Source organism: Comamonas sp. CMM02, assembly GCF_014851485.1.
Taxonomy (GTDB): Bacteria; Pseudomonadota; Gammaproteobacteria; order Burkholderiales; family Burkholderiaceae_C; genus Comamonas; species Comamonas avium.
In genome coordinates this window covers 391,442-414,938 of sequence record NZ_JACUZW010000003.1, presented here as the reverse complement: position 1 = coordinate 414,938, position 23,497 = coordinate 391,442, and the positions used below count along the sequence as shown (strand labels likewise).

The 23,497-nt window shown below is 56.3% G+C and carries 20 protein-coding genes, 1 pseudogene and 1 riboswitch; of the genes and pseudogenes, 14 read left to right on the top strand and 7 right to left on the bottom strand.

Annotation, left to right across the window (positions count from 1 at the left end; genetic code table 11):
* Window positions 1-11 precede the first annotated feature (11 nt).
* Entirely contained in the window at window positions 12-875 is an 864-nt protein-coding gene (locus tag IB213_RS11430; protein ID WP_192406579.1) for an oxaloacetate decarboxylase, read from the top strand.
* Window positions 876-1,012: 137 nt separating this feature from the next.
* Here IB213_RS11430 and glyA read toward each other — a convergent pair whose 3' ends face one another.
* Entirely contained in the window at window positions 1,013-2,260 is a 1,248-nt protein-coding gene (glyA, locus tag IB213_RS11425) for a serine hydroxymethyltransferase (RefSeq protein ID WP_192406578.1), read from the bottom strand.
* 79 nt (window positions 2,261-2,339) lie between these two features.
* Window positions 2,340-4,673 (bottom strand): 5-methyltetrahydropteroyltriglutamate--homocysteine S-methyltransferase, encoded by a 2,334-nt coding sequence (gene metE, locus IB213_RS11420; RefSeq protein ID WP_192406577.1) that lies wholly within the window; start codon window positions 4,671-4,673, stop codon window positions 2,340-2,342.
* Window positions 4,674-4,776: 103 nt separating this feature from the next.
* Here metE and IB213_RS11415 point away from each other — a divergent pair, with 103 nt between their 5' ends.
* The 5 genes from IB213_RS11415 (at window position 4,777) to nrdF (ending at window position 10,173) form a co-directional block, all read left to right on the top strand.
* Window positions 4,777-5,679: a LysR family transcriptional regulator gene (locus IB213_RS11415; RefSeq protein ID WP_191724673.1), complete on the top strand. Its 903-nt coding sequence runs from the start codon at window positions 4,777-4,779 to the stop codon at window positions 5,677-5,679.
* Window positions 5,680-6,016: 337 nt separating this feature from the next.
* A riboswitch (cobalamin riboswitch) is annotated at window positions 6,017-6,244 on the top strand.
* A 170-nt stretch (window positions 6,245-6,414) separates the two neighbouring features.
* A complete protein-coding gene (locus tag IB213_RS11410) occupies window positions 6,415-6,642 on the top strand; it encodes a glutaredoxin family protein (protein WP_192406576.1) in 228 nt (75 codons plus the stop codon).
* 1 nt (window position 6,643) lies between these two features.
* Window positions 6,644-7,066 (top strand): class Ib ribonucleoside-diphosphate reductase assembly flavoprotein NrdI, encoded by a 423-nt coding sequence (gene nrdI / locus IB213_RS11405; protein WP_191724675.1) that lies wholly within the window; start codon window positions 6,644-6,646, stop codon window positions 7,064-7,066.
* Entirely contained in the window at window positions 7,063-9,192 is a 2,130-nt protein-coding gene (nrdE, locus tag IB213_RS11400; protein WP_191724676.1) for a class 1b ribonucleoside-diphosphate reductase subunit alpha, read from the top strand. The genes nrdI and nrdE overlap by 4 nt, the downstream gene beginning before the upstream one ends.
* Window positions 9,193-9,213: 21 nt before the next feature.
* On the top strand, window positions 9,214-10,173 hold the full coding sequence (nrdF, locus tag IB213_RS11395) for a class 1b ribonucleoside-diphosphate reductase subunit beta (RefSeq protein ID WP_191724677.1): 960 nt from the start codon (window positions 9,214-9,216) through the stop codon (window positions 10,171-10,173).
* A gap of 312 nt (window positions 10,174-10,485) precedes the next feature.
* Here the strand turns inward: nrdF and IB213_RS11390 are convergent, their stop codons facing one another.
* The 4 genes and pseudogenes from IB213_RS11390 to IB213_RS18420 form a co-directional block, all read right to left on the bottom strand.
* Window positions 10,486-11,811, bottom strand: coding sequence for a zinc ribbon domain-containing protein (locus IB213_RS11390; protein ID WP_191724678.1), 1,326 nt, complete (start codon window positions 11,809-11,811; stop codon window positions 10,486-10,488).
* Window positions 11,812-12,012: 201 nt separating this feature from the next.
* Window positions 12,013-12,657, bottom strand: coding sequence for a lipoprotein (locus tag IB213_RS11385; protein ID WP_192406575.1), 645 nt, complete (start codon window positions 12,655-12,657; stop codon window positions 12,013-12,015).
* Window positions 12,658-12,767: 110 nt separating this feature from the next.
* Entirely contained in the window at window positions 12,768-13,307 is a 540-nt protein-coding gene (locus IB213_RS11380) for a hypothetical protein (protein ID WP_255501875.1), read from the bottom strand.
* A 42-nt stretch (window positions 13,308-13,349) separates the two neighbouring features.
* A pseudogene (locus tag IB213_RS18420) lies at window positions 13,350-13,514 on the bottom strand (zinc ribbon domain-containing protein); the annotation flags it as partial.
* A gap of 279 nt (window positions 13,515-13,793) precedes the next feature.
* Here IB213_RS18420 and IB213_RS11375 point away from each other — a divergent pair.
* The 7 genes from IB213_RS11375 to IB213_RS11345 all read left to right on the top strand — a co-directional run bounded on the left by IB213_RS11375 (window position 13,794) and on the right by IB213_RS11345 (window position 20,990).
* Window positions 13,794-15,581, top strand: a complete 1,788-nt coding sequence (locus IB213_RS11375) for a nitrite/sulfite reductase (RefSeq protein ID WP_192406572.1) — start codon at window positions 13,794-13,796, stop codon at window positions 15,579-15,581.
* Window positions 15,582-15,607: 26 nt separating this feature from the next.
* A complete protein-coding gene (locus IB213_RS11370; protein ID WP_191724682.1) occupies window positions 15,608-15,991 on the top strand; it encodes a DUF934 domain-containing protein in 384 nt (127 codons plus the stop codon).
* Window positions 15,988-16,611 carry a phosphoadenosine phosphosulfate reductase family protein gene (locus IB213_RS11365; protein WP_191724683.1) on the top strand — a complete coding sequence of 208 codons (624 nt, stop codon included), beginning with the start codon at window positions 15,988-15,990 and terminating at the stop codon, window positions 16,609-16,611. The genes IB213_RS11370 and IB213_RS11365 overlap by 4 nt, the downstream gene beginning before the upstream one ends.
* 192 nt (window positions 16,612-16,803) lie before the next feature.
* Window positions 16,804-17,736, top strand: a complete 933-nt coding sequence (cysD, locus tag IB213_RS11360; protein ID WP_191724684.1) for a sulfate adenylyltransferase subunit CysD — start codon at window positions 16,804-16,806, stop codon at window positions 17,734-17,736.
* Between the two features lie 154 nt (window positions 17,737-17,890).
* Complete coding sequence (locus IB213_RS11355) at window positions 17,891-19,270, top strand: sulfate adenylyltransferase subunit 1 (protein ID WP_192406570.1); 1,380 nt, start codon at window positions 17,891-17,893, stop codon at window positions 19,268-19,270.
* Between the two features lie 233 nt (window positions 19,271-19,503).
* Window positions 19,504-19,833 carry a ferredoxin FdxA gene (fdxA, locus tag IB213_RS11350; RefSeq protein ID WP_191724686.1) on the top strand — a complete coding sequence of 110 codons (330 nt, stop codon included), beginning with the start codon at window positions 19,504-19,506 and terminating at the stop codon, window positions 19,831-19,833.
* Between the two features lie 86 nt (window positions 19,834-19,919).
* Window positions 19,920-20,990, top strand: a complete 1,071-nt coding sequence (locus IB213_RS11345; RefSeq protein ID WP_192406568.1) for an NAD(P)/FAD-dependent oxidoreductase — start codon at window positions 19,920-19,922, stop codon at window positions 20,988-20,990.
* A gap of 11 nt (window positions 20,991-21,001) precedes the next feature.
* Here the strand turns inward: IB213_RS11345 and IB213_RS11340 are convergent, their stop codons facing one another.
* Window positions 21,002-21,691, bottom strand: a complete 690-nt coding sequence (locus IB213_RS11340) for a hypothetical protein (protein ID WP_192407149.1) — start codon at window positions 21,689-21,691, stop codon at window positions 21,002-21,004.
* Window positions 21,692-22,028: 337 nt separating this feature from the next.
* Between IB213_RS11340 and IB213_RS11335 the strand changes: the two genes are divergently transcribed.
* On the top strand, window positions 22,029-23,495 hold the full coding sequence (locus IB213_RS11335) for an amino acid permease (RefSeq protein ID WP_191724688.1): 1,467 nt from the start codon (window positions 22,029-22,031) through the stop codon (window positions 23,493-23,495).
* Window positions 23,496-23,497 lie beyond the last annotated feature (2 nt).

Below are 23,497 nucleotides of genomic sequence, written 5' to 3'. Positions count from 1 at the left end.
GACAAACCACAATGAAATGTACAAAGCAAGCCCTCAAAGCCCTCGTCCATGCACGCCGTGGCGCTATCGTTCCCGGCGTTTTCAACGCCCTCAGTGCCCGGCTGGTGGCTGACATGGGCTTTGAAGCGCTGTACGTAACGGGCGCCGGAGTCACCAACATGTGGTTCGGCCTGCCGGACCAAGGCTTCATGGGCCTGACCGACATTGCCGAGCACACAGCCCGCATTCGTGATGCCGTCGAGCTGCCACTGATCGTGGATGCCGATACCGGCTTTGGCAACGCACTCAACACCTACCACACGGTACGCACGCTGGAGCGCGCGGGGGCTGACTGCATTCAGCTGGAAGACCAGGTCAACCCCAAGCGGTGCGGGCACTTCAGCGGCAAGGAAGTCATCGAGACCAGCGAGATGATTGGCAAGATCAAAGCCGCCTGCGATGCACGCCGTAACCCCGAAACACTGATCATGGCCCGCACCGATGCGGCCGCTATTCATGGTTTCGAAGCCGCAGTGCAGCGCGCACAGGCTTATGCCGATGCCGGCGCTGACATCCTGTTTGTGGAAGCTGTCACAGACAGCGCGCACATACGCGCTCTGCCGCAACGTTTGCAAACCCCGCAACTGATGAACATGGTGATTGGCGGTAAAACCCCCATCACCAGCACCACCGAGCTGGCTGACATGGGCTACGGCATCGTGCTGTACGCCAACGCTGCGCTGCAAGGCGCTGTGGTTGGCATTCAAAATGCGTTACAGCATTTGCAGGCCACGCATGCATTGCATGAAAACAGCGGCCTGGTGGCGACGTTCCAAGCGCGCCAGCATCTGGTGCGCAAAGAAAGCTGGGATGCACTGGAAAAGCGCTACGAATAAGAAAAGAGCCACCTGCAAAACAAACAAGACAAAAGCCGCTGCGCTAATCAAGCAACGGCTTTTGTCTTTGTCTCATGGGTCCTGCTGACAGGCAGCGCTATTTATTGCTTCACTTTATTGCTTCGTTGCTTCATTGCTTACGCGGCATAAACAGGAAAGCGCGCTGTCAGCGCAGCCACCTGCTCACGCACACGCGCCAGATTGGCTTCGTCGCTGGGGTTCTCCAGCACATCAGCCACCAAGTTGGCGGTAATGCGGGTCTCTTCTTCCTTGAAACCACGGGTAGTCATGGCCGGTGTACCCACGCGGATACCGCTGGTGACCATGGGCTTTTCAGGGTCGTTAGGGATGGAGTTCTTGTTGATGGTGATGTGCGCAGCACCCAAAGCCGCTTCAGCAGCCTTGCCGGTGATGCCCTTGGCACGCAGGTCCACCAGCATCACATGGCTTTCAGTGCGGCCAGAGATGATGCGCAGACCACGCTCGGTCAGTGTGTCAGCCATCACCTTGGCGTTCTTGATGACTTGCTCCTGGTAAGCCTTGAACTCGGGGGACTGGGCTTCCTTGAATGCCACGGCCTTGCCTGCGATCACATGCATCAGCGGGCCACCCTGCAGGCCGGGGAAGATGGCGCTGTTCAGGGCTTTTTCGTGCTCGGCCTTCATCAAGATAACGCCACCACGGGGGCCGCGCAGGCTCTTGTGGGTGGTCGTGGTGACCACATCGGCGTGAGGCACGGGGTTGGGGTACACACCGGCGGCAATCAGGCCAGCGTAGTGGGCCATGTCCACCCAGAAGATGGCGCCAACTTCCTTGGCAATTTTGGCAAAGCGCTCAAAATCAATGCGCAGGGCATAGGCCGAAGCGCCAGCAATGATGATGCGGGGCTTGTGCTCACGTGCCAGCGCTTCCATCTTGTCGTAGTCGATGGCTTCCTGGGCGTTCAGGCCGTAGGAGATCACGTTGAACCACTTGCCGGACATGTTCAGCGGCATGCCATGCGTCAGGTGGCCACCCTCGGCCAGGCTCATGCCCATGATGGTGTCACCGGGCTTGGCAAAGGCCATCAGCACGGCCTGGTTGGCTTGCGAGCCGGAGTTGGGCTGCACGTTGGCTGCTTCAGCGCCAAAGATGGCCTTGATGCGGTCAATGGCCAGTTGTTCGACCACGTCCACGTTTTCGCAGCCGCCGTAGTAGCGCTTGCCGGGGTAGCCTTCGGCGTACTTGTTGGTCAGCTGGGAGCCCTGGGCTTCCATGACGGCGGGCGAGCAGTAGTTCTCGCTGGCGATCAGCTCAATGTGCTCTTCCTGGCGGTGGTTTTCGGCCTCGATGGCGGCAAAAACTTCGGGGTCGACGATCGCGACAGTATGGGTGCGTTGAAACATACGTGGTCTTTATTGCTTGAAAATTCAAAAAAACGGCCCACACCAGTCAGGCAGAGGGCCGTTTCACGGCAAATACCGCTTATGCCGACTGAGCTTCGGCTTCGGCTTCAGCATCCACGTGCATGCTCTGACGCAGGGTTTTGGCCGCTGCCACCATATGGGTCAGCGCCGGCACCACTTCTGCCCACTGGCGCGTCTTCAAACCGCAGTCCGGGTTGACCCACAGGCGATCAACCGGAATTCGCTCTGCAGCCTTTTGCATCAACTGCACGATGTGCTCTTGAGATGGAATGTTGGGCGAGTGAATGTCATACACACCCGGGCCAATCTCGTTGGGATACTGAAAGTGCTCAAACGCATCCAGCAGCTCCATGTCTGAGCGCGATGTTTCGATGGTGATCACATCAGCATCCATATCGGCAATAGAAGCAATGATGTCGTTGAACTCCGAATAGCACATGTGGGTGTGAATCTGGGTTCGGTCCTGTACCCCATTGGCGGTGATACGGAAAGACTCCACCGCCCAGTTCAAATACTCAGCCCACTGGGACTTGCGCAGAGGCAGACCTTCACGCAATGCCGCTTCGTCAATCTGAATCACATGCACACCGGCCCTCTCCAGGTCCAGCACCTCTTGACGGATAGCAAGTGCCAGTTGCTGGCATGACACCGAGCGCGGCTGGTCATCACGCACAAACGACCAGTTCAAGATGGTGACAGGGCCTGTCAGCATGCCCTTCATGGGGCGCGAAGTCAGTGACTGCGCATACTGGATCCATTCCACCGTCATCGCCTTGGGGCGACTGATGTCCCCCAGCAAGATGGGCGGCTTCACGCAGCGTGACCCATAAGATTGCACCCAGCCAAACTGACTGAATGCATAGCCTTGCAGCTGCTCGCCAAAATATTCAACCATGTCGTTGCGCTCGGCTTCACCGTGCACCAGCACGTCCAGATCCAAAGCCTCTTGTTCGCGAACGCTGCGTTCGATTTCAGCGCGCATGGCAGCTTGATAGGCTGCGTAGGCCAGACGTCCGGCCTTGAATTGACTGCGCGCATGGCGAATTTCAGCCGTCTGCGGAAAAGAGCCAATCGTCGTCGTGGGAAACAGTGGCAGCTTCAACAGCGCAGCCTGCTGCGGTGCACGTACGCTGTAGCTGCTTTGGCGCTGACCCAACTGCGCATTGATCTGCGCCAGCGCTGCCTGCACCTCTGGGTTGTGCACTCGATCAGAAGTACGGCGCGCCTGCAGTGCCGCACTATTGGCTGCCAGCTGCACGGAGACGGCCTCACGCCCTTGCGCAAGTGCTTGACCCAGCAAGCGCAGCTCATCGAGCTTTTGAATAGCAAACGCCAGCCACGACTGCACTTGGGCATCCAGTTTTTGTTCGCTGTTCAGATCCACGGGGACGTGCAGCAAAGAGCATGAAGGCGCAATCCACAGTCGCTCCCCCAGACGCTCAGCCAGGGGTTCAACCCAATCGAGCACATCACTGAGGTCAGTTTTCCAAATATTGCGTCCACTGATCACGCCAACCGACAGCACCTTGCTGCCTGGCAACAAACCGATCAGCTGCTGAACGTCATCACGGCTACCGTTGACAGCATCCACGTGCAAGCCGGCCACTGGCAGGTTGGCCGCCAGGTGTTTGTTATCCAGCAAAGCCCCAAAGTAAGTCGCCACCAGCAGTTTCACGCGGCATGCTTTGAGCTGGTGGTAGGCCAGGTTGTAGGCATGCTGCCATTCAGAATCCAGCTCAGTCACCAGCCAAGGCTCATCCACCTGCACCCATTCCACGCCCTGCTCGGCAAGCGTGTTCAGCAGCTGTGCGTACACCGGCAACAGTTTTTGCAGCAAGTCCAGCTTGTTGCTGCCGTCTTTGGCCTTACCAATTGCCAGGTACGTGACAGGGCCCACGATCACAGGCTTGGCATTCACGTTCTGTGACTTTGCCTCTGCCAGCTGCGCCAGCAGGCGCGTGGCATCGAGCTGGAACTGCGTGTCTGCAGTGAACTCTGGGACGATGTAGTGGTAATTGGTGTCAAACCATTTGGTCATCTCACCGGCAGCCACACCACCACAGCAGTGACTGTGCCCATCAGTGCCCTGTGCCGAACGACCGCGGGCTACGCGGAAATAGTTGTCCAGCGCATCCCCATGAAAGTGCTGCACACGTTCGGGCAAATTGCCTAGCGTGAAGCTCATGTCCAGGACTTGGTCATAAAAAGAAAAATCACCCACAGGCACCAGATCAATGCCTTTTTGACTCTCCCAGTGGCGAGCACGCAAGTCTGCCCCCAGACTTTTCAACGCTTCGCGAGAGCTCTCGCCCTTCCAGTACGACTCCAGAGCGAACTTCAGTTCGCGCTGAGCTCCGATACGGGGAAAACCTAGGTTATGAATGGTCGTCATTTGATTTTTCTTTGCCAAAAGTTGCAATGACCGCATCGTATTTGGCTAGATCAATGACGTAAAATGGTCTTTTCTCACATATAGATGAATTTCAGACATATATATGCTCGACCGCATCCATCTATCCATCATCAAAGAGGTGGACCAGCAAGGCACACTCACAGCCGCAGCTGACGTCCTGTGCTTGACCCAGTCGGCACTCAGTCACAGCATTAAAAAACTGGAACAACAACTGGGCACCACCATCTGGACGCGCGAGGGGCGCAACGTGCGTTTAACCCAGGCGGGGGAATATCTCTTGGCAGTGGCCAATCGCGTGCTGCCACAGCTGAACTTGGCCGAAGAGCGCCTGATGCAATTTGCACAGGGTGATCGAGGAGCCCTGCGCATTGGCATGGAGTGCCACCCCTGCTACCAATGGCTGCTGAAAATTGTTTCGCCCTATCTGGCGGCCTGGCCCGACGTGGATGTGGACGTCAAACAGAAATTCCAGTTCGGTGGAATTGGTGCCTTGTTCGGTTACGAAATTGACCTGCTGGTCACTCCAGACCCTTTGTTCAAACCCGGGCTGCATTTTCAGCCCGTCTTCGATTACGAACAGGTTCTGGTCGTCGCCAGCAACCACCCACTGGCTACAGCCGAGTTTGTAGAACCACGGCACTTGTCCAAGGAGGTGCTCATCACCTATCCGGTCGCCACAGACCGCCTCGACATTTACAACCAGTTCCTTTTGCCTGCAGGCATTGCACCACGCAGGCATAAAACGATTGAAACCACAGACATCATGCTGCAGATGGTGGCCAGCAACCGTGGAGTGGCCGCCCTGCCCCGATGGCTGGTGCAAGAGTACGCCAGCAAAATGCCCGTGCGTCCTGTGCAACTTGGTGCACGCGGGATTGCCAAGCAAATTTACCTGGGGGCCAGAGAAGCGGACTTGTCCACCGACTATTTGCGTGCGTTCATTGAGCTGGCTCGCCAGCCACTGCAAAAGACGCTGGAGTCATGAACACCCAGTCTGTTACCAATGGCTACAAAGCCATGCAGCTTGTGGCCTGGAATGTGGCTAGAGGCAATCACCCAGAGTGGATGTGGTGAACTGCCCCCCATTCCCCATTACCCCTAAAGAAGTTGGGCGCAAGCACCGCTCAAATCCCGGCCAATCGCTGCCTCAAGACACACGCGCAGCGTGCTCAAGAACACCTTTAAACGGTCTCGCAATCGATTGAATTCAAAGCAAAAACGAGGTTTTCAACCGCCAGACTTTTTCGCCATCAGTGCAGATTCTGGGGGCTGCATACCACCAAAACACAAGACAAGGCAGTCCGCCAATCCTTTTTAAACCGCTTAGAATTCACCCCGTTGGTGCACTTGTCTGCGCTCTCAGGCAAGTGTTAAACGGGAATCAGGAGGGGCGTTCAAACGCTCTAACCTGAACTGCCCCCGCAACAGTAAGTGCGGCGTGAAACTCATGGTTCACACAGTGACACAAACAGCCACTGAAGATAGTTCTTCGGGAAGGCGTGTGACTTATGCCCCCAGTCTGGATACCGACCAACACACGGTGTTACCCGCCTTGAGCAGGTAACACGTTTCTCAAACCGTACAGGCGGGGACGCCTGGGTGGTTGAATTTGCCTACCGCACGCACTTCTTAGCGCACCCGCATCCATGCGGGATGCCTGCTTGCGTGCTCTGTGCAATCAACGCCCATCCTCGCCAGACTTGGTGCTCTCGTAGGCTTCATGATCAAAATCTTCTCCAAACCTAATTGCGTTCAATGCTCCATGACGCTGCGCACCTTGGATCGTCAGGGTGTCTCGTACCAAGTAGTTGACGTTTCACAAGACGCGGAGGCAGCTGCACAAGTTCAAGCATGGGGCTACCGCCAAGTGCCTGTGGTGCAGTTTGGTCAAGAGCATTGGAGTGGTTTCCGCCCTGAACGACTAGCCGCAATCTCTGCCACTACCTGAAATGGCTCGCTGGGTTTTCTATTCATCGAAAACTGGCAACACCGCACGATTGCTGAGCAACGCAGGCTTGACTGGACTGCGTATTCCACGCAGCCCAGACGAAGAGATGCCCAAAGTGGATGCTCCATTCATTTTGGTGACCCCTTCGTTTGGTGACGCGACAGGCAAGGGAGCGGTTCCCAAAGCTGTGATTCGATTTCTCAATGCCCCAGAGCATCGCCAATGGTTGCGAGCTGTGGTCGCCTGTGGCGACCGCAACTTTGGGGTCACTTTTGCGCAAGCTGGTGATGTGATTGCGCACAAATGCCAGGTACCACTGCTACACCGCGTTGAAATGGCGGGCACTTCCAGCGACTGGCTTCGCCTGCAGCACATCCATCAGCACTTTCCTCTCAATTCCAACGCCATGGATGCTTCGTTATGACCCCTATCTCTCCGACTAAGCTGGATTTCCATGCATTGAATGCCATGCTGAACCTGCCCGACGACAAGGGACAGATTCAGTTTGATGCAGACCGTATGGCGGCTCGCCAGTACTTCCTGCAGCACGTCAATCAGAACACCGTATTTTTCCATTCGCTGGAAGAAAAACTCGACTATCTGCGCACAGAAAACTTCTACGAAGCCGAAGTTCTGGACGCTTACAGCCCCAGCTTTGTAGAAGCTATCTTCAAAGCAGCGTTTGCCAAGAAGTTCCGCTTCCCGACCTTCCTGGGTGCCTACAAGTACTACACCGCCTACACCCTCAAAACCCGTGACGGCAAGCGCTATCTGGAGCGTTTTGAAGACCGCGTGGTCATGGTGGCACTGGCACTGGCACGCGGTGACGAAAAGCTGGCCATGCGCTTGATGGAAGAAATCATTGCTGGCCGCTTTCAGCCCGCAACGCCCACCTTCCTGAACGCGGGCAAGCGTCAGCGCGGTGAGCTGGTCTCGTGCTTCCTGCTGCGCCTAGAAGATGACATGGAAAGCATTGGCCGCGGCATCAACTCCGCGCTGCAGCTGTCCAAGCGCGGCGGCGGTGTGGCCTTGCTGCTGAGCAATCTGCGCGAACTGGGCGCCCCCATCAAAGGCATTGAGAACCAGTCCTCCGGCGTGATTCCTGTGATGAAGCTGCTGGAAGACGGCTTCTCTTACGCCAACCAATTGGGTGCACGCCAAGGCGCAGGTGCGGTGTATTTGAATGCCCACCACCCCGACATCATGCGTTTCCTCGACACCAAGCGTGAAAACGCTGACGAGAAAATTCGCATCAAGACCCTGTCACTGGGCGTTGTCATTCCTGACATTACGTTTGAGCTGGCCAAGCGCAACGATGACATGTACTTGTTCTCGCCTTACGACGTAGAACGCGTCTATGGCAAGCCGTTTGCCGACATTTCGGTCACCGAGCACTACAAGGCCATGGTGGACGACCCGCGCATCAAGAAAACCAAAATCAAGGCGCGAGAGTTTTTCCAGACCATCGCTGAAATTCAGTTTGAGTCGGGCTACCCGTACATCCTGTTTGAGGACACGGCCAACCGCGCCAATCCGATTGCTGGGCGCATCAACATGTCCAACCTGTGCTCAGAAATCTTGCAGGTCAACACCCCATCCGTGCTGGATGAAGATCTGGGCTACAAAGTCATTGGCAACGATATTTCCTGCAACTTGGGCTCGCTCAATATTGCCACGGTCATGGACAGTGGCAAGCTGGGTGACTCGGTAGAAACCGCCATCCGCGCACTGACGGCTGTCTCGGAAATGAGTGCAGTGAACTCTGTGCCTTCCGTGCGCCAGGGCAATGATGACAGCCATGCAATTGGCTTGGGCCAGATGAATCTGCACGGCTACCTGGCGCGCGAGCAGATCCATTACGACAGCCCTGCAGCAGTGGAGTTCACCAGCGTTTACTTTGCTGCGGTGGCCTACCACTGCCTGCGTGCATCGTGTCTGGTTGCGCAAGAGAAAAAACAACGCTTCGTCGGGTTTGATCAGTCCAAATACGCCACCGGCGAGTACTTTGACAAGTACATCACTCGCGACTGGCTGCCGACATCTGACACCGTGCGCGCGCTGTTTGAGAAAAACTCCATGGCACTGCCAAGCCGTGCCGAGTGGGAGCAGCTCAAGCAAGATGTCATGGCACACGGCCTGTACAACCGCAATCTGCAAGCTATTCCACCCACAGGCTCGATCAGCTACATCAACAATTCCACCTCGTCGATCCACCCTATCGCCTCGCGCATTGAAATTCGCAAGGAAGGCAAGATCGGTCGCGTGTACTACCCTGCCCCGTTCTTGAATAACGAGAACATGGCGTATTACCGTGATGCCTATGAGATTGGCCCCAACGCCATCATTGATGTGTACGCCGCAGCCACGGAACATGTGGACCAGGGCCTGTCGCTGACACTGTTCTTCCCCGACACCGCCACAACGCGCGACATCAACCGCGCCCAAATCTACGCCTGGAAAAAAGGCGTGAAGACCATTTATTACATCCGCCTGCGTCAGCTGGCTTTGGAAGGCACAGAGGTCAAGGCCTGCGTGTCTTGCACCTTGTAATTGAAAGACAAAGAGAGAGTCATGACATTACTGACCCAAGCCATCAACTGGAATCGCATTGAAGACGAGAAGGATCTGGAAATCTGGAACCGCGTGACAGCCAATTTCTGGCTGCCAGAAAAGGTGCCACTTTCCAATGACATCCCTTCATGGGCCACACTGCGCCCCAATGAGCAGCAGTTGACCATCCGTGTGTTCACCGGTTTGACGCTGCTGGACACGGTGCAAAACCAGATCGGCGCACCATCGTTGATGCACGATGCAGTCACACCCCACGAAGAGTCGGTGCTGTCTAACTTCACCTTCATGGAAGCGGTACACGCACGCAGCTACTCGTCGATCTTTTCCACCCTGTGCTCGACCGCAGAGATTGATGAAGCGTTCCGCTGGTCTGAAGAGAATCCTTGGCTGCAGAAGAAGGCAGAGCTCATCTTGAATGAGTACAAGGCCATGGAAACACCGCTCAAGAAAAAGATTGCCTCAGTCTGTCTCGAGAGCTTCTTGTTTTACTCCGGCTTTTACCTGCCTCTGTACTGGTCCAGCCGCGGCAAACTGACCAACACCGCCGACCTGATCCGCCTGATCATCCGCGATGAAGCCGTGCATGGTTACTACATTGGCTACAAGTTTCAGCTGGCGTTTGCCAAGCTCTCGGCTGAAGAGAAAGAGGACATCAAAGCGGCCGCTTTCGGCATGCTGTATGACCTCTACGAGCTGGAGTGCCACTATGCAGCAGAGCTGTACGACCCCGTCGGCTTGACCGAGGACGTTAAACGCTTCATGCATTACAACGCCAACAAGGCGCTGAGCAACCTGGGTTTTGAGCCCATGTTCCCTGATGACCTCTGCCAGGTAAACCCAGCCATCATGGCTGCACTCAGCCCCAGCGCTAACGAAAACCACGATTTCTTTTCCGGCTCAGGCTCTTCCTACGTGATAGGCAAGGCCGTAGCCACCGAGGATGAAGACTGGAATTTTTAAACGCTGAGCACTTGCAATAATCGGGGCGCTAGAAAGATAAAAATACAGGAGTCGTGCAAATGCCAGACTGCTTGTACTTTCTGTCCGCCCTTGCATGATTGCGCACGCAGCGGCTAAAGCCCGTGGGCTCGCATAGTGCTGCAAATCCCAAGAATGCCTCTGTGCCTCCAGCACCGAGGCATTTCTTTTGCCTGCTTCAGTCGCGCAAGCAAGGCTCAAGCAGCTCAACGCACGCGCGCTGAAGCACATAACGGCACAACAAAAAAGCCCCAAAGGCATGGCCTTATGGGGCTTGGGAACAGGTGAAAGCGTTTACTTCAGCTTGGTACCGCAATTGCCACAAAAGGCATCAGTTTGGTTAACTGGCTCATGGCACTTCGTGCAACTGGTCTGCTCAGAGACCTGATCGGAAGTCACATCCTTGGCAGGTGGCTGTGCATCGACCTGCAGTGCAGCGGCAGCTGATTCTTGCTCCTGCTGCTCAGCGTCCATCCGTGCAACGGCCTGTGCATGCTGCTCCGCCTCTTGCTTCAATCTTGCCGCTTCACGTTCTGCAGCCAAAGCAGCTTGCACCTTGGCTTGCTCTGCAGCCGCAGCTTTTCGGGCTTCGTTAGCCGCTGCCACTTCTTGTGCTTTGTCAGCAGCCATTTGCTTGGCGCGTTCAGCTGCAGCCATGGCTCGCTCCTTGGCATCTTCTGCACGTTTACGCACATCGTTCCAAACGCCGTTCAACGCGGCCTCCGCTTGTACGCTGTCTACGCTGGCATTCGCCTGCAAATACAGCAGGTTCTGGCCCATTACGGCAACCTGCCACAGCAGCGCAGCCACAACGCCCAGCAAAACACCCAGGCCCAGCAAAAGGCCGGTGACCGAGCCCATTGCGCCCATATTTGAAAGAGCACCAAAACCCATCATGCTCAGATAAGCAAGGTTCACACCCATCACGCTAGCGCCCATGCCCGTCAAGCTCATTGCGGCGGGCAGCAAGCCCATCAGCAGCAAGCCGCTGATGACCAGCATGATGAAATACAGCACGACCTGCATCAGCACCACTTCAACCAGACGGCTGCGAGCAATACCAATCACGCTGGCAAGCGCCGCCTTGAAGGCTAAGCCGCTCCATACTGCGGGTGCGAACAAGGGCATGATCACGCACATCCATGCCACGATCAGCACAGAAGCCACCACGATCAAAACCGGGTGCGCCACGAAAGCCAGCACCGCACCGAGCACTGGAATTTTGCAGATGAAGTAAATGATGGCTGCAACCAGATAAAACAGCAGCGCTGCTATCAAAGACAGCAGCATCAGCCCCAAAAATTTAGGCACGCACAGCAGTCCAGCAAACGCTGCATCACTGAATCCACGCACAGTAATGTTCTGCGCCTTGTCCATGAGCATCACACCGACAGCGGAGATGCCTGAAAAAAAGACCACTACCACCACCAGCATGGACAGCCCGAACAATAAAACGCCCGCCATCCCGCCCACACTTGAGGCCAGCCACTGGCTTGCGACAGTCAGCAGTCCACACAGAACCATGGTGATGAAACCCATCACCAGGGGGCGCCACTGCGTCAGTCCCTCACCCGCACGCGCCAGTGCAGCAAATTGAATGTGCTCAAACCTAGAACTCATACCGCCTCTTTTTCTTTATTGAAAATTAAAAATGACCTGCTAAAGCAGCATCAAGCCGCTACCGCCTGCACGCAGAACGCAGGTTTTCATTGGAACAAGGCGCTTTGTCACGGGCATGAATGCACCAGCAAACCAACGCAATGGAGCGCCAAACACGCTGTGCTTGGCCGCTTCCTTGCTCTGCACGCACAAGTGCTTAAATTACAAATTACCGCGAATCGGGCCAGCTTTGACGGTGTAGCGCTCCACGCCTGCTGGCAGGCCCTGAGCCACTTGCTTTTCTACCTTTATCGGCTGCCCGCCAGGGCTTTTTGTCTCACCCGAAGCCGTGTTCACGCGGCGTGCCTTGACATCTGCCGCAGCTTGCTGCACCACAATGCTTGCACTGCCCCGGTTATCAGCCAGCGTGTTCGCCAGTCCTTTGATTTCATCCATTGCGCGGGTGTAAGCGTCTCTGCCTTTCCCACCCAAAGGCATGTCTATCGTGACGCTATCCAAGGTCCGCATGCTGCGCTTTTGCTGGGTACTGCTGTCTGTTATTTCAACGCTCAACAATTGCACATCACCTGCCGTTGCGCGCAATTTCGGACTCAGTCCCAGCATGGCTTGCACTGCTCGCTCCTGAGCAGCACGAGCGCCCTGAATTTCTTCTTCGAATGCGCTTTGCAACTGTTCAAAGCGGCCTGCTTGCTGGCCGCTTTGAACAGTGCCATCTTGCCCTCCGCACGCTTTACCTGTGGCCCGTGCCAGCATGCAGCTCAGAGAACTTCCTGCCTGGTCGATCGTGGCACAGCCCGCCAATGCAAAAACTGCTCCTGCAATAAGCAATAAATTAATTCGTCGCATCTTAGTCCTCAATATTTCAATAATGCAGTCAGATGGCATGCAAATATCCGGCAAACACCAAGTCAAAAATCTTTGGCGCTTGCATGCTCACCTCACAAAAATAACAGGCATTAATCCAGCAAACCATCCAATGTATTGACTGGCTTTGGAGCTGGTTTCACTACGGCTGGTTTAGGTGGCTGAGCTGGTGCTGACGCCGGCGAGGACACGGCCGCTTCAGCGGGAGACGTTGTGGCGAGACCCGCATCAGGGGATAGAACGGCGGGCGCGGGCAGCAGCGGCACAACTTCGGTCTCCACAGATGCTGCTGTAGCAGAGTCACCTTGCGGCCCGACGATGCTCGCAGCTTTGGCCAAGTCATCCTCTGCAGGCCCACCCTCATTCGGGACATGCAGGCGGTCTGGCGCAATGACAGCCTGTGCGCTGGGCTTCAAGAACATCCAGCCACTGATCGCAACAACGACGGCAATCACTGCAGCGCCGAGCAAAATTTGGGGTTTGAAATTAGGCGCGCCAGACGAATGCGTCGCCGCGGCCTCACCGCCAATGGCAGACGTCCGTACAGGAGATTGCTCCACCAAAGTGCCCACCTGTGCTGGTGCTGGTGCTGGTGCTGGTGCTGGTGCTGGTGCTGGTGCTACGGTAGCCACAGTTTCAGGGATTGGGGGCGTGCGAGGCGCTCCGCACTGAAGGCAAAACTTCGCTCCGGGTTTGCATAATCCACCGCATTCGCCACAGGCATCTTTTGTCTCGCCAGCGTTAGGCGCTGTCTCAGGCATTACCTGCCGAGGTGTTCCGCAATGTTTGCAAAATTTCAGATTATCCGGCAGTACGTTTTGACATTGGTGACAGTGCATGTTGAGAATTGTTATCTAAATTCGCACGAATTTTGTCGAGAACATGGCTAGAAATCAAATATCGATTTATCACTCTGTATAGCCAACCACAATGCAACCCTTTTTTTCGGGCACTTGCCGGATGCATACGGAGCTGCAACAACCACCAATAGTAGAAAAACGATATAAGACAACAACAAAACAATCGTTTGTTTTTATAAGGCCGATGCTTAAAGTTCGCAGTCATACAGAGGGAAGCCATCCGTCGGATGCCTTCCATCCCACGACGATGACCGCGCCATGTACCAATACACAGAATTCGACACAGCATTCCTGAATCAACGCGCCGCCCAGTTTCGCGACCAATTGGAGCGGTGGCAGGCAGGAAAACTTCCGGAAGATGACTTCCGTCCATTGCGCCTGCAAAACGGCTGGTATGTGCAGCGCTACGCGCCCATGTTGCGCGTTGCCATTCCTTACGGCGAAGTCTCCAGCAAGCAAATCCGCGTACTGGCCCGCATTGCTCGCGAGTACGACGAACCTGAAGCGGAAGTTTTCAAGGCCGCCATGCAAGGCCAGGGCAAACTGGGCACGACTTTCTTGCCCACACATTGCGCGCACTTCACCACTCGCACCAATGTGCAGTTCAACTGGATCCCCCTGTCCAAATCCGCCGATGTGATGGAGCTGCTGGCCAGCGCCAATCTGCACGGTATTCAAACCAGTGGCAACTGCATTCGCAACACCACCACGGATGCGCTGGCTGGTGTGGCCATCGATGAAATCGTTGACCCGCGCCCTTACGCCGAAATACTGCGCCAGTGGACCACGTTGCACCCTGAATTTGCCTTCCTGCCGCGCAAGTTCAAGATTGCCATCTCCGGCGCCCGGGAAGACCGCGCAGCCACCGGCTGGCACGATGTGGGCCTGCATGTCCTAAAAAACGAGGCCGGCGAAATTGGTTTTAAGGTTTTTGTCGGTGGAGGCATGGGCCGTACCCCGGTAATTGGCACCGTGATTCGTGAGTTCCTGCCGTGGAACCAGATCATGAATTACATCGAAGCCATCGTGCGTGTGTACAACGAGCTGGGGCGCCGCGACAACAAGTACAAGGCACGCATCAAGATTTTGGTCAAAGCCGAAGGTCAGGCTTACATCGATGCGGTGGAAGAAGAATTCCGCCAGATTGTGGAAGTTGATGGAGGCCCGCACACCATTCCGCAGGCTGAATTTGACCGTGTGGCCGCTTGCTTTGTCGACCCCGCACTGCCTGAAATTGCTGACGTAAAGCCCTCTGATGCCGAGCAGGCCTTGGTGGAAAATGCCGCGCGCCATCCTGCGTTTGCGCGATGGCTCAGCCGCAATGTGCACCAGCATCGCAACCCCCAGCTGCGGGCTGTCACGCTGTCATTCAAGCGCACGGGCCAGGCCCCTGGCGATGCGAGCGGTGATCAGCTTGATGCTCTGGCTCAGTTGATGGACACCTACTCCGCTGGTGAAGCACGCATCACCCACGACCAAAACGTGATGCTGCCTTGGGTGCATGTCAGCCAGCTGTTTGCACTGTGGCAAAACGCCAGGGCCTTGGGTGTGGCCAGCACCAATGTGGCATTGCTGACGGACATGATTGCCTGCCCAGGCGGTGATTTTTGCGCCTTGGCCAATGCCCGCAGCCTGCCAATTGCCGAAGCCATCACCCAGCGATATCAAGACCTGGATGAGCTCGATGACATTGGTGAGATCGACCTGCACATCAGCGGTTGCATTAACTCCTGCGGCCATCACCACAGCGGCCACATCGGCATCCTTGGCGTTGATAAAGACGGCAAGGAGTGGTACCAGGTCACGCTGGGTGGCTCGGACGGCTCCACGCTGTCGGGCGACAACCAAGCGGGCAAGGTGATTGGCCCATCGTTCTCTGCTGCTGAAGTACCCGATGTACTGGAAGCCGTGCTCACTACGTACCGTGACCTGCGTGAACCGGGCGAGCGCTTTATTGATGCCGTGCGCCGTATTGGCCTGGACCCCTTCAAAGAAGCTGGCAAGGGCGCACGCCACCCAGCTGCGCAAGAAGCCGAAGTCGCTTAAGCCACAAGAACAACAAGGACTGCCCTATGAAAATTCTGGCCCACCACGAATACCAAGCACCCGTTGAAGGCGACACCAGCGTGCTGGTGCTGGCCAACGATGTGAATGCGCTGGACGTCAATCTGGATGGCATCACACACATTGATCTGCACTTTCCCTCCTTCACCGATGGCCGCGCTTTCAGTCAAGCCTACTTGCTACGCAGGCGCCTGAAATTTGCTGGCGACATACGTGCCACGGGGGATGTGCTCATTGACCAACTGGTGCAAATGCATCGCACCGGTTTTAGTTCTGCAGTACTGCGCGAAGGCGTCGATCAGGCTGATGCCCAGCGTCAATTTGAGCGCTTTGCCGGCTTCTACCAAGCTGATGCCGTCAATCCCAAGCCCCATTTTGCGGAGCCTGTATGAGCCAGATCGACCTCACCCATGTGAATAACGAGCTGGGCCGCAATGCCCAAGCCCTGGTGCAATGGGCACTGAGCCTGGGTCAGTCCAGCATCGTGACCACCAACTTTCGCCCGTTTGAAGCAGTCATTTTGCACCTTGTCACTCGCGTCAATCCTGATGTGCCTGTGGTCTGGATGGACAACGGCTACAACACCGCTGCCACCTACCAATTTGCGGATGCAGTGACCCGTCAGCTGGGCCTGAACCTCAAGATCTACCTGCCACTGCGCAGCCGTGCCCACCGCGAAGCAGTAGATGGAGCCACCCCGGCACTGGATGACCCACGCCACACCGCGTTCACCGCTGAGGTCAAGCTAGAGCCTTTTGCTCGCGCCCTGCGCGAGACCGCACCCAGGGTCTGGTTCACGGCATTGCGCGCCTCCGACACTGCCGTCCGAGCGCAGATGGATCCGGTGAGCATCAACCCGGACGGTCTGATCAAAGTAGCACCTCTGCTGCACTGGTCGTCCAAAGACCTGTACGAGTACTGTGAAAAACATGCTCTGCCCAACAACTTCGACTATGTCGACCCCACCAAGGGCGAGGACAACCGTGAGTGCGGCCTGCATCTGGCGCATTGACATGCAGCACCGCCAAAGTCGTCTGCAGCAGCAACTTCCCCCCTTTTGGGGCCGACAGCTTCGCTGCGTGGAGGCTCTGGCTCGCTGTCTCTGACCGAGGGTTCAGCCAGTTTTCAAGTTTTCAGGCTTAAAGAAAGATAGCTGTCTGCGCAACATCTATAAGCGCTACAGCCCGATTTGATTGGATAAACAATGAATGCCCGTGTGGAATCTCCCGTGCTGAGCCAGCTCAGCAACCGCCACCTGGATGCGCTGGAGGAAGAAACCATCTTCATCCTGCGCGAAGTTGCGGCCACCTTTGAGCGCCCCACGCTGCTGTTTTCGGGCGGCAAAGATTCACTGGTCATGCTGCGTTGCGCCGAAAAAGCTTTTGGCCCGGGCCGCCTGCCTTATCCGCTGCTGATGATTGACACGGGCCACAACTTCCCGGAAGTGACCGATTTCCGCGATTTTCGCGCCAAGGAAATGGGTGCCGAACTCATCGTGCGCAGCGTTGAAGATTCCATGGCACGTGGCACGGTGCGCCTTGCGCACCCCGGTGAAAGTCGCAATGTGCACCAGTCGGTCACGCTGCTGGAGGCCATTGAAGAGTTTCGCTTTGATGCCCTGATCGGCGGGGCTCGCCGTGACGAAGAAAAAGCCCGCGCCAAGGAGCGTATCTTCTCGCACCGCGACGGCTTCGGCCAATGGCAGCCCAAGGCGCAGCGCCCCGAGCTGTGGACGCTGTTTAACACCCGCATTGCGCCCGGCGAGCACTTTCGCGTGTTCCCCATCAGCAACTGGACCGAGCTGGACGTCTGGCAATACATCGAGCGCGAGAACATCGCCCTGCCCTCGATCTACTACACCCACCAGCGCGAGGTGGTAGAGCGCAAGGGTTTGCTGGTTCCGGTCACGCAGCTGACCCCGCCCCGCGATGGCGAAGCAGTGGTGGTGCGTGATGTGCGCTTTCGCACCGTGGGCGACATCACCTGCACCTGCCCCGTAGAAAGCTCGGCCGCCACCGCTGCCGACATCGTGATCGAGACTTTGGCTGCAGACGTCAGTGAACGCGGAGCTACCCGCATGGACGACAAGACCAGCGAAGCCTCGATGGAAAAACGCAAAAAGGACGGGTATTTCTAAGGGCTCCCCTGAGCGGCTTCGCCGCTTCCCCCTCTGTAGCTGCAGATGCTGCCGCAGGGGACGACACCAGCGCGGCGGGACGACCCTTGCGCGGTGTCTCTAGGCTAGGCCGTGCCGGCGCAAGGGCCATGCCCTTGTTCACAGAAAGAATGCGATGACTGAAACTATTAATTCCGTAGCTCCTAGCGCAGGCACAGCAAGCGCTAACGGCCAATTTAACCCATATCCCGACCATGCTTCGGCTTTGCGCTTCATTACCTGCGGCAGTGTGGATGACGGTAAATCGACGCTGATTGGCCGCCTGCTGGTGGACACCCGAGCCGTGCTGCAGGACCAGCTGGCAGGGGTCACCAAATCTGGTGAAACCGATCTGGCACTGCTGACCGACGGCCTGTCTGCTGAGCGCGAACAGGGCATCACCATTGATGTGGCCTACCGCTACTTCAACACTGACACGCGCAAATTCATCATTGGTGACGCACCAGGCCACGAACAGTACACACGCAACATGGTCACCGCCGTCTCTAGCGCCGATGCCGCCGTGGTTCTGGTGGATGCCACCAAGCTGGACTGGCAAAACCCCGACCTGGCACTGCTGCCGCAAACGCGTCGCCACAGTTTGCTGGCCCATCTGCTGCGTGTGCATTCGCTGGTATTTGCGGTGAACAAGCTGGATGCCGTGGCAGACCCTGCCCAGGCCTTTGCCAATATCCGTGGCGCTTTGGCACGTTTTGCGCATGCCGCAGACATTCGCGTAGCCGCCACCATTCCCGTGTCAGCCCTCAAAGGCTTTAACGTGGTCAACCAGCACGCAGGCTGGGCTGGTTACAGAGGCCCCAGCCTTTTGCAACTGCTCGAGCAACTGCCCAACACCCCTGCAGATACCGATTTGCCTCTGGCTTTACCAGTGCAGTGGGTGGAAAAATTCCACGACAGCGCCGTCACCACCCAAGGCCGCCGTGTGTTCTGGGGCCGCGTGGCCACAGGTGCTGCCCAGGTAGGCGCAGCAGTTCAAATCTTGCCCAGCGGGCAATTAGCGACAGTGGCTCAGGTCATTGACCATGCCCGTGCACCCAAAGTCGTGCATGCAGGCCTGTCTGCCGGTATCACCCTCGATCGCGAAGTCGATGTATCGCGTGGCGACTGGATTGTGGCGGCACCAACGTCATCTGCAGCGGCTGCCGATGATTTCGACACCCCCGCCATCTCCACCGCATGGCCCAGCCAGCGCACCTTGACCGCCACCGTTGCGTGGATGGACAACGAGCCATTGGTTCCTGGCCGCGTGTACTGGGCGCTGCACGGTCACCGCTGGGTCAAAGCCAAAGCTCAGCGCGTGGTGCATCGCCTGAACATCAACACCCTGGCCGAAGAAGACGCAACACAACTCGAACCCAATGCGATTGGTGTGGTGGATTTTGCTCTTCAAGAGGCTATTCCCGCCGCCAGCTTTACCCGCAGTCGCGCCTTGGGGTCTATGATCTTGGTTGACACCGCCAGCAATGCAACTGCCGCTGCGGTTTTGGTGCGCTAATTACCGCCATGCAAACCTTGATTCCCTATGGTCTTGCCCAAAAAGCCACGGATATCCACACGGATCTTCGACTCAGAGGACTGAGCGAATGGCCTAAAGTGCGCACCAAAGTTTGATCTCATCCCTGAAAACACAGGTTTGCAGCCCTGAATCCATGCCCAGCGCTGGCAAGGTTGCGGAAAAAACCTAAAATCATGGGTTAATACTGACCCATTGCATAAGAAGAATCCCTCATGACACACGTCGTCACCGAAAACTGCATCAAGTGCAAATTTACCGACTGCGTGGATGTTTGCCCCGTGGACTGCTTCCGCGAAGGCCCAAACTTCCTCGTGATTGACCCCGATGAATGCATCGACTGCGCGGTGTGCATTCCTGAGTGCCCGGCCAACGCCATCTTTGCTGAAGAAGACACCCCAGCCGATCAACTGGCCTTCATCAAGCTCAACGCAGAGCTGTCTCTGGCCAAAGGCTGGAAAAGCATCACCAAGCGCAAGGCTGCGCTACCTGACGCTGACGAGTGGAATGGCAAGCCCGGTAAGCTGGCACTGCTGGAGCGCTGATCTTTAACAGCGACTGCGCATTGCAGCGCACCCTCTAACACCCTTCAGCCCCAGCCATGGGGCTGTTTGCTTTGTGAAAATCCGACATGCACACTGAAACAACAGCCACCAGCTCACGCCCCATTGAAACAGACACGGTTGTCATAGGTGCCGGGGCAGTCGGCATGTTTCAGGTTTTCCAGCTGGGCTTGCAAGGTCTGCATTGCCATGTGGTGGATGCCCTGCCTCATTTGGGTGGTCAATGCAGTGAGCTGTACCCGGACAAGCCTATCTACGATATTCCTGGTATCAAAGCCTGCACCGGGCAGGAACTGATTGATCGCTTGCGCGAGCAAATGGAGCCCTTTGCACCCACTTTGCACTTGGGCCAGCAAGTGCAAACCTTGGAGCAGCAAGATGATGGCCGCTGGCTGCTGGCCACCAGCACCGGCACACAGCTGCTGGCCAAGGCTGTTGTGATTGCAGCAGGTGTGGGCTCTTTTGTACCCAAAACCTTGAAGATTGACGGTATCGAAGCGTTGATTGACCGCAACGTGCACTACCACCCAGCCAACCTGGCTACGCTGACTTTGCAAGGCCAGCATGTCCTGGTACATGGCGGTGATGAACTGGCCGTACAAGCAGCCCTTGATACGCTCGCCTGTACGCCTGCCAGTGTCACCCTCATACACCGCCGCGATGTTTTCACTGCCCCCGAAGCCTTGCTTGCACAGCTGCAAATCTACAAAGATACAGGTCGCATCCGCGTCGTGGCAGCGCAGCCCCAATCACTGCTGACCACAGACGACCAACTGAGCAGCGTAGAAATTGTTTTACCAGACGGAAGCAGTGAGTCACTGCCTGTCCAGCAATGGCTGGTTTTTCAGGGCATTTCCCCCAAACTGGGACCTGTGGCGCAGTGGGGGCTGGAGCTGGTCAAAAAACAGCTGCCTGTCGATACCTCTACGTTTGTGACCGAGGCACCAGGTATTTATGCGGTGGGCGACATCAACATCTACCCTGGCAAGCGCAAGCTTTTACTGTGCGGCTTTCATGAGGCGACCCTGGCGGGCTTTTCGATTGCCGAATACCTCACCGACAAGCCTGTGCTGCTGCAGTACACCACTACAAGTACCCGGCTTCATGCACTGCTTGGGGTGGCGCACACGGAGAAATAAGACTGACCTGCTTAGCGAACGGGCAGAAACTGCAGAAATGGCCCCGCCACCAGATTCTGCCCAAAGCCAATGGCGGAGCGGCGTACACGCTCAGTGCCAAAGCTGGCAATCAAATCCAGGCGCGCAATCAGTTTGCCCATTTCTCGCTCAAAGCTGAGATTGCGCTCTTGCTCAGACATATGGTTTGAAAGCAAAAGTGGTTGGCCTTGCGCATTCTTTCGGTGATTGAGCACCCAGTTGGCAATCTCTACATTGCGGGCAGCGTTGTAAACGTTCTGGGGATCCAGGCTGTCCACCAAAGTGAAGCTGGTTTTACCACCATGCGAGGTCAGCAGCATGTCCCCCATGGCGTAAGTAAATGCACCAACGCGGTCACCCGTAAATTCTGGACTGAGTGCCTTGCTCAAAGCCTGCACATCACGCTGGCCTTCCAAGGGTGGCCACATCTGCCGCTCCAATAGCGCACTGCGCACATGTGCAATGGCGGCTTCGCGTGTTGCCGCCGTTTTGCGCCACTCGGCAGGGTTACGCTGATAAAGCTTGTCCATTAGCCGCATCAGGCTGTCAATGTTTTCACGCATGGCCAGCGTAGCAATGCGGTTGCTGTCCGATTGCAGCACTTCCCCCATGGAAAAAGCATCTCCCGCAACTTTTCCGTGCGGGGCAGGCGCAGAAGCACAGCCGACCAACAGCAAGCCCATTGCCCATGCGCACACGGTGTGTGACCAACGTATCAACTTACAGTTTGCAGCTGTCATGCCTTCAGCATAGCCAAGGCGAGTGCCCGTGCCAATCGCAAACTATTCGGTTTTGATAATTTTTGACCAATGCCAAAGGCTGAACCAAGCGCCTGGAGTTAGCGACACTTAACTGCCTGTAGGGTCATTAATGCCATCGCCACCCAAGAGACAAGGCATCGCACAAAATCTTGCCCGATACGGAACATCCTGGCCGCATTGATTGCGGCCTTTTTGTTGGCTTGGCCCTGTGTGCACCATGTGCAGCGGGGCTTTTCTACTGGTTTTGTCACTCTTTTTTATGTCAGCTGACTTGCAAGCGTCTTCTCTGCACCGCAGCCTCAAAGCGCGCCACATGTCGATGATCGCCATTGGCGGCTCCATCGGTACAGGGTTATTTGTGGCCTCCGGGGCCACCATTTCACAAGCAGGTCCCGGTGGTGCATTGCTGGCCTACTGCGTGATTGGTCTGATGGTGTACTTCCTGATGACCAGCCTGGGCGAAATGGCGGCGCACCTGCCAGTCTCTGGCTCGTTCGCGACCTATGGTGCCAGGTATGTGGATGAAGGTTTTGGCTTTGCTCTTGGCTGGAACTATTGGTACAACTGGGCCGTCACCATCGCCGTGGACTTGGTGGCCGCTCAGCTTGTGATGGCCTACTGGTTCCCGGATGTCAACGGCCTGCTGTGGAGCGCCATTTTCCTGGCACTGATGTTTGGTCTGAACTCTTTGTCGGCCAAGGGCTTTGGTGAATCAGAGTTCTGGTTTGCCGCTATCAAGGTGCTTACCGTGCTGATATTCATCGGCATTGGTTTGCTGATGGTTTTCGGCATCATCCATGGTGGAGCTCCTGAAGGCATCTGGGGCAATATCGCCAACTTCACTGCTGGAGATGCACCCTTTGCAGGAGGCTTTGCAGCACTGATCGGCGTGGCCATGATTGTGGGCTTCTCGTTTCAAGGTACCGAGCTGATTGGCATTGCCGCAGGCGAATCTGAAGACCCCGCCAAAAACGTGCCTCGCGCTGTGCGCAAGGTGTTTTGGCGTATTTTGCTGTTCTACGTCTTCGCCATCTTGATCATTGGCCTGCTGGTGCCCTACACCGACCCCAAGCTGCTGCGCAACGATCTAGGTGACATCAGCGTAAGTCCCTTCACCCTGGTGTTTGAGCGTGCTGGTCTGCTGGGCGCTGCTGCAGTCATGAACGCCGTGGTACTAACGTCCGTGCTTTCTGCTGGCAACTCTGGCATGTATGCATCTACGCGCATGCTGTACGCACTGGCCAAACAAAACATGGCTCCGCAGATCTTTGCCCGTGTCAATGCTCGCGGTGTGCCCATCATGGCTTTGATTGCAACCACCGTCATTGCAGCACTTTGTTTTTTCACCAATGTTTTCAGCCCTGAAGCGGTTTACATCTGGCTGTTGAATCTGTCAGGTATGTGCGGCTTCATCGCATGGCTGGGTATTGCGATTAGCCACTACCGTTTTCGCAAAGCGTGCATGGTGCAGGGGTTTGATCTGAAGCATCTGCCCTACCGCGCTGCTGCCTTCCCCTTCGGGCCCATCTTTGCTTTTGTGCTGTGCCTGATCATTACCTTAGGTCAGAACTATGAGGCTTTCTTGGCTGACACCATTGACTGGACCGGAGTGGTCGCCACCTACATTGGCATTCCTTTATTCTTGGCCATCTGGTTTGGCTACAAATTCACCAAAGGTACGCACTTTGTGAAATTAGAAAACATGGACATCAGCGGCGCACGTTAAGC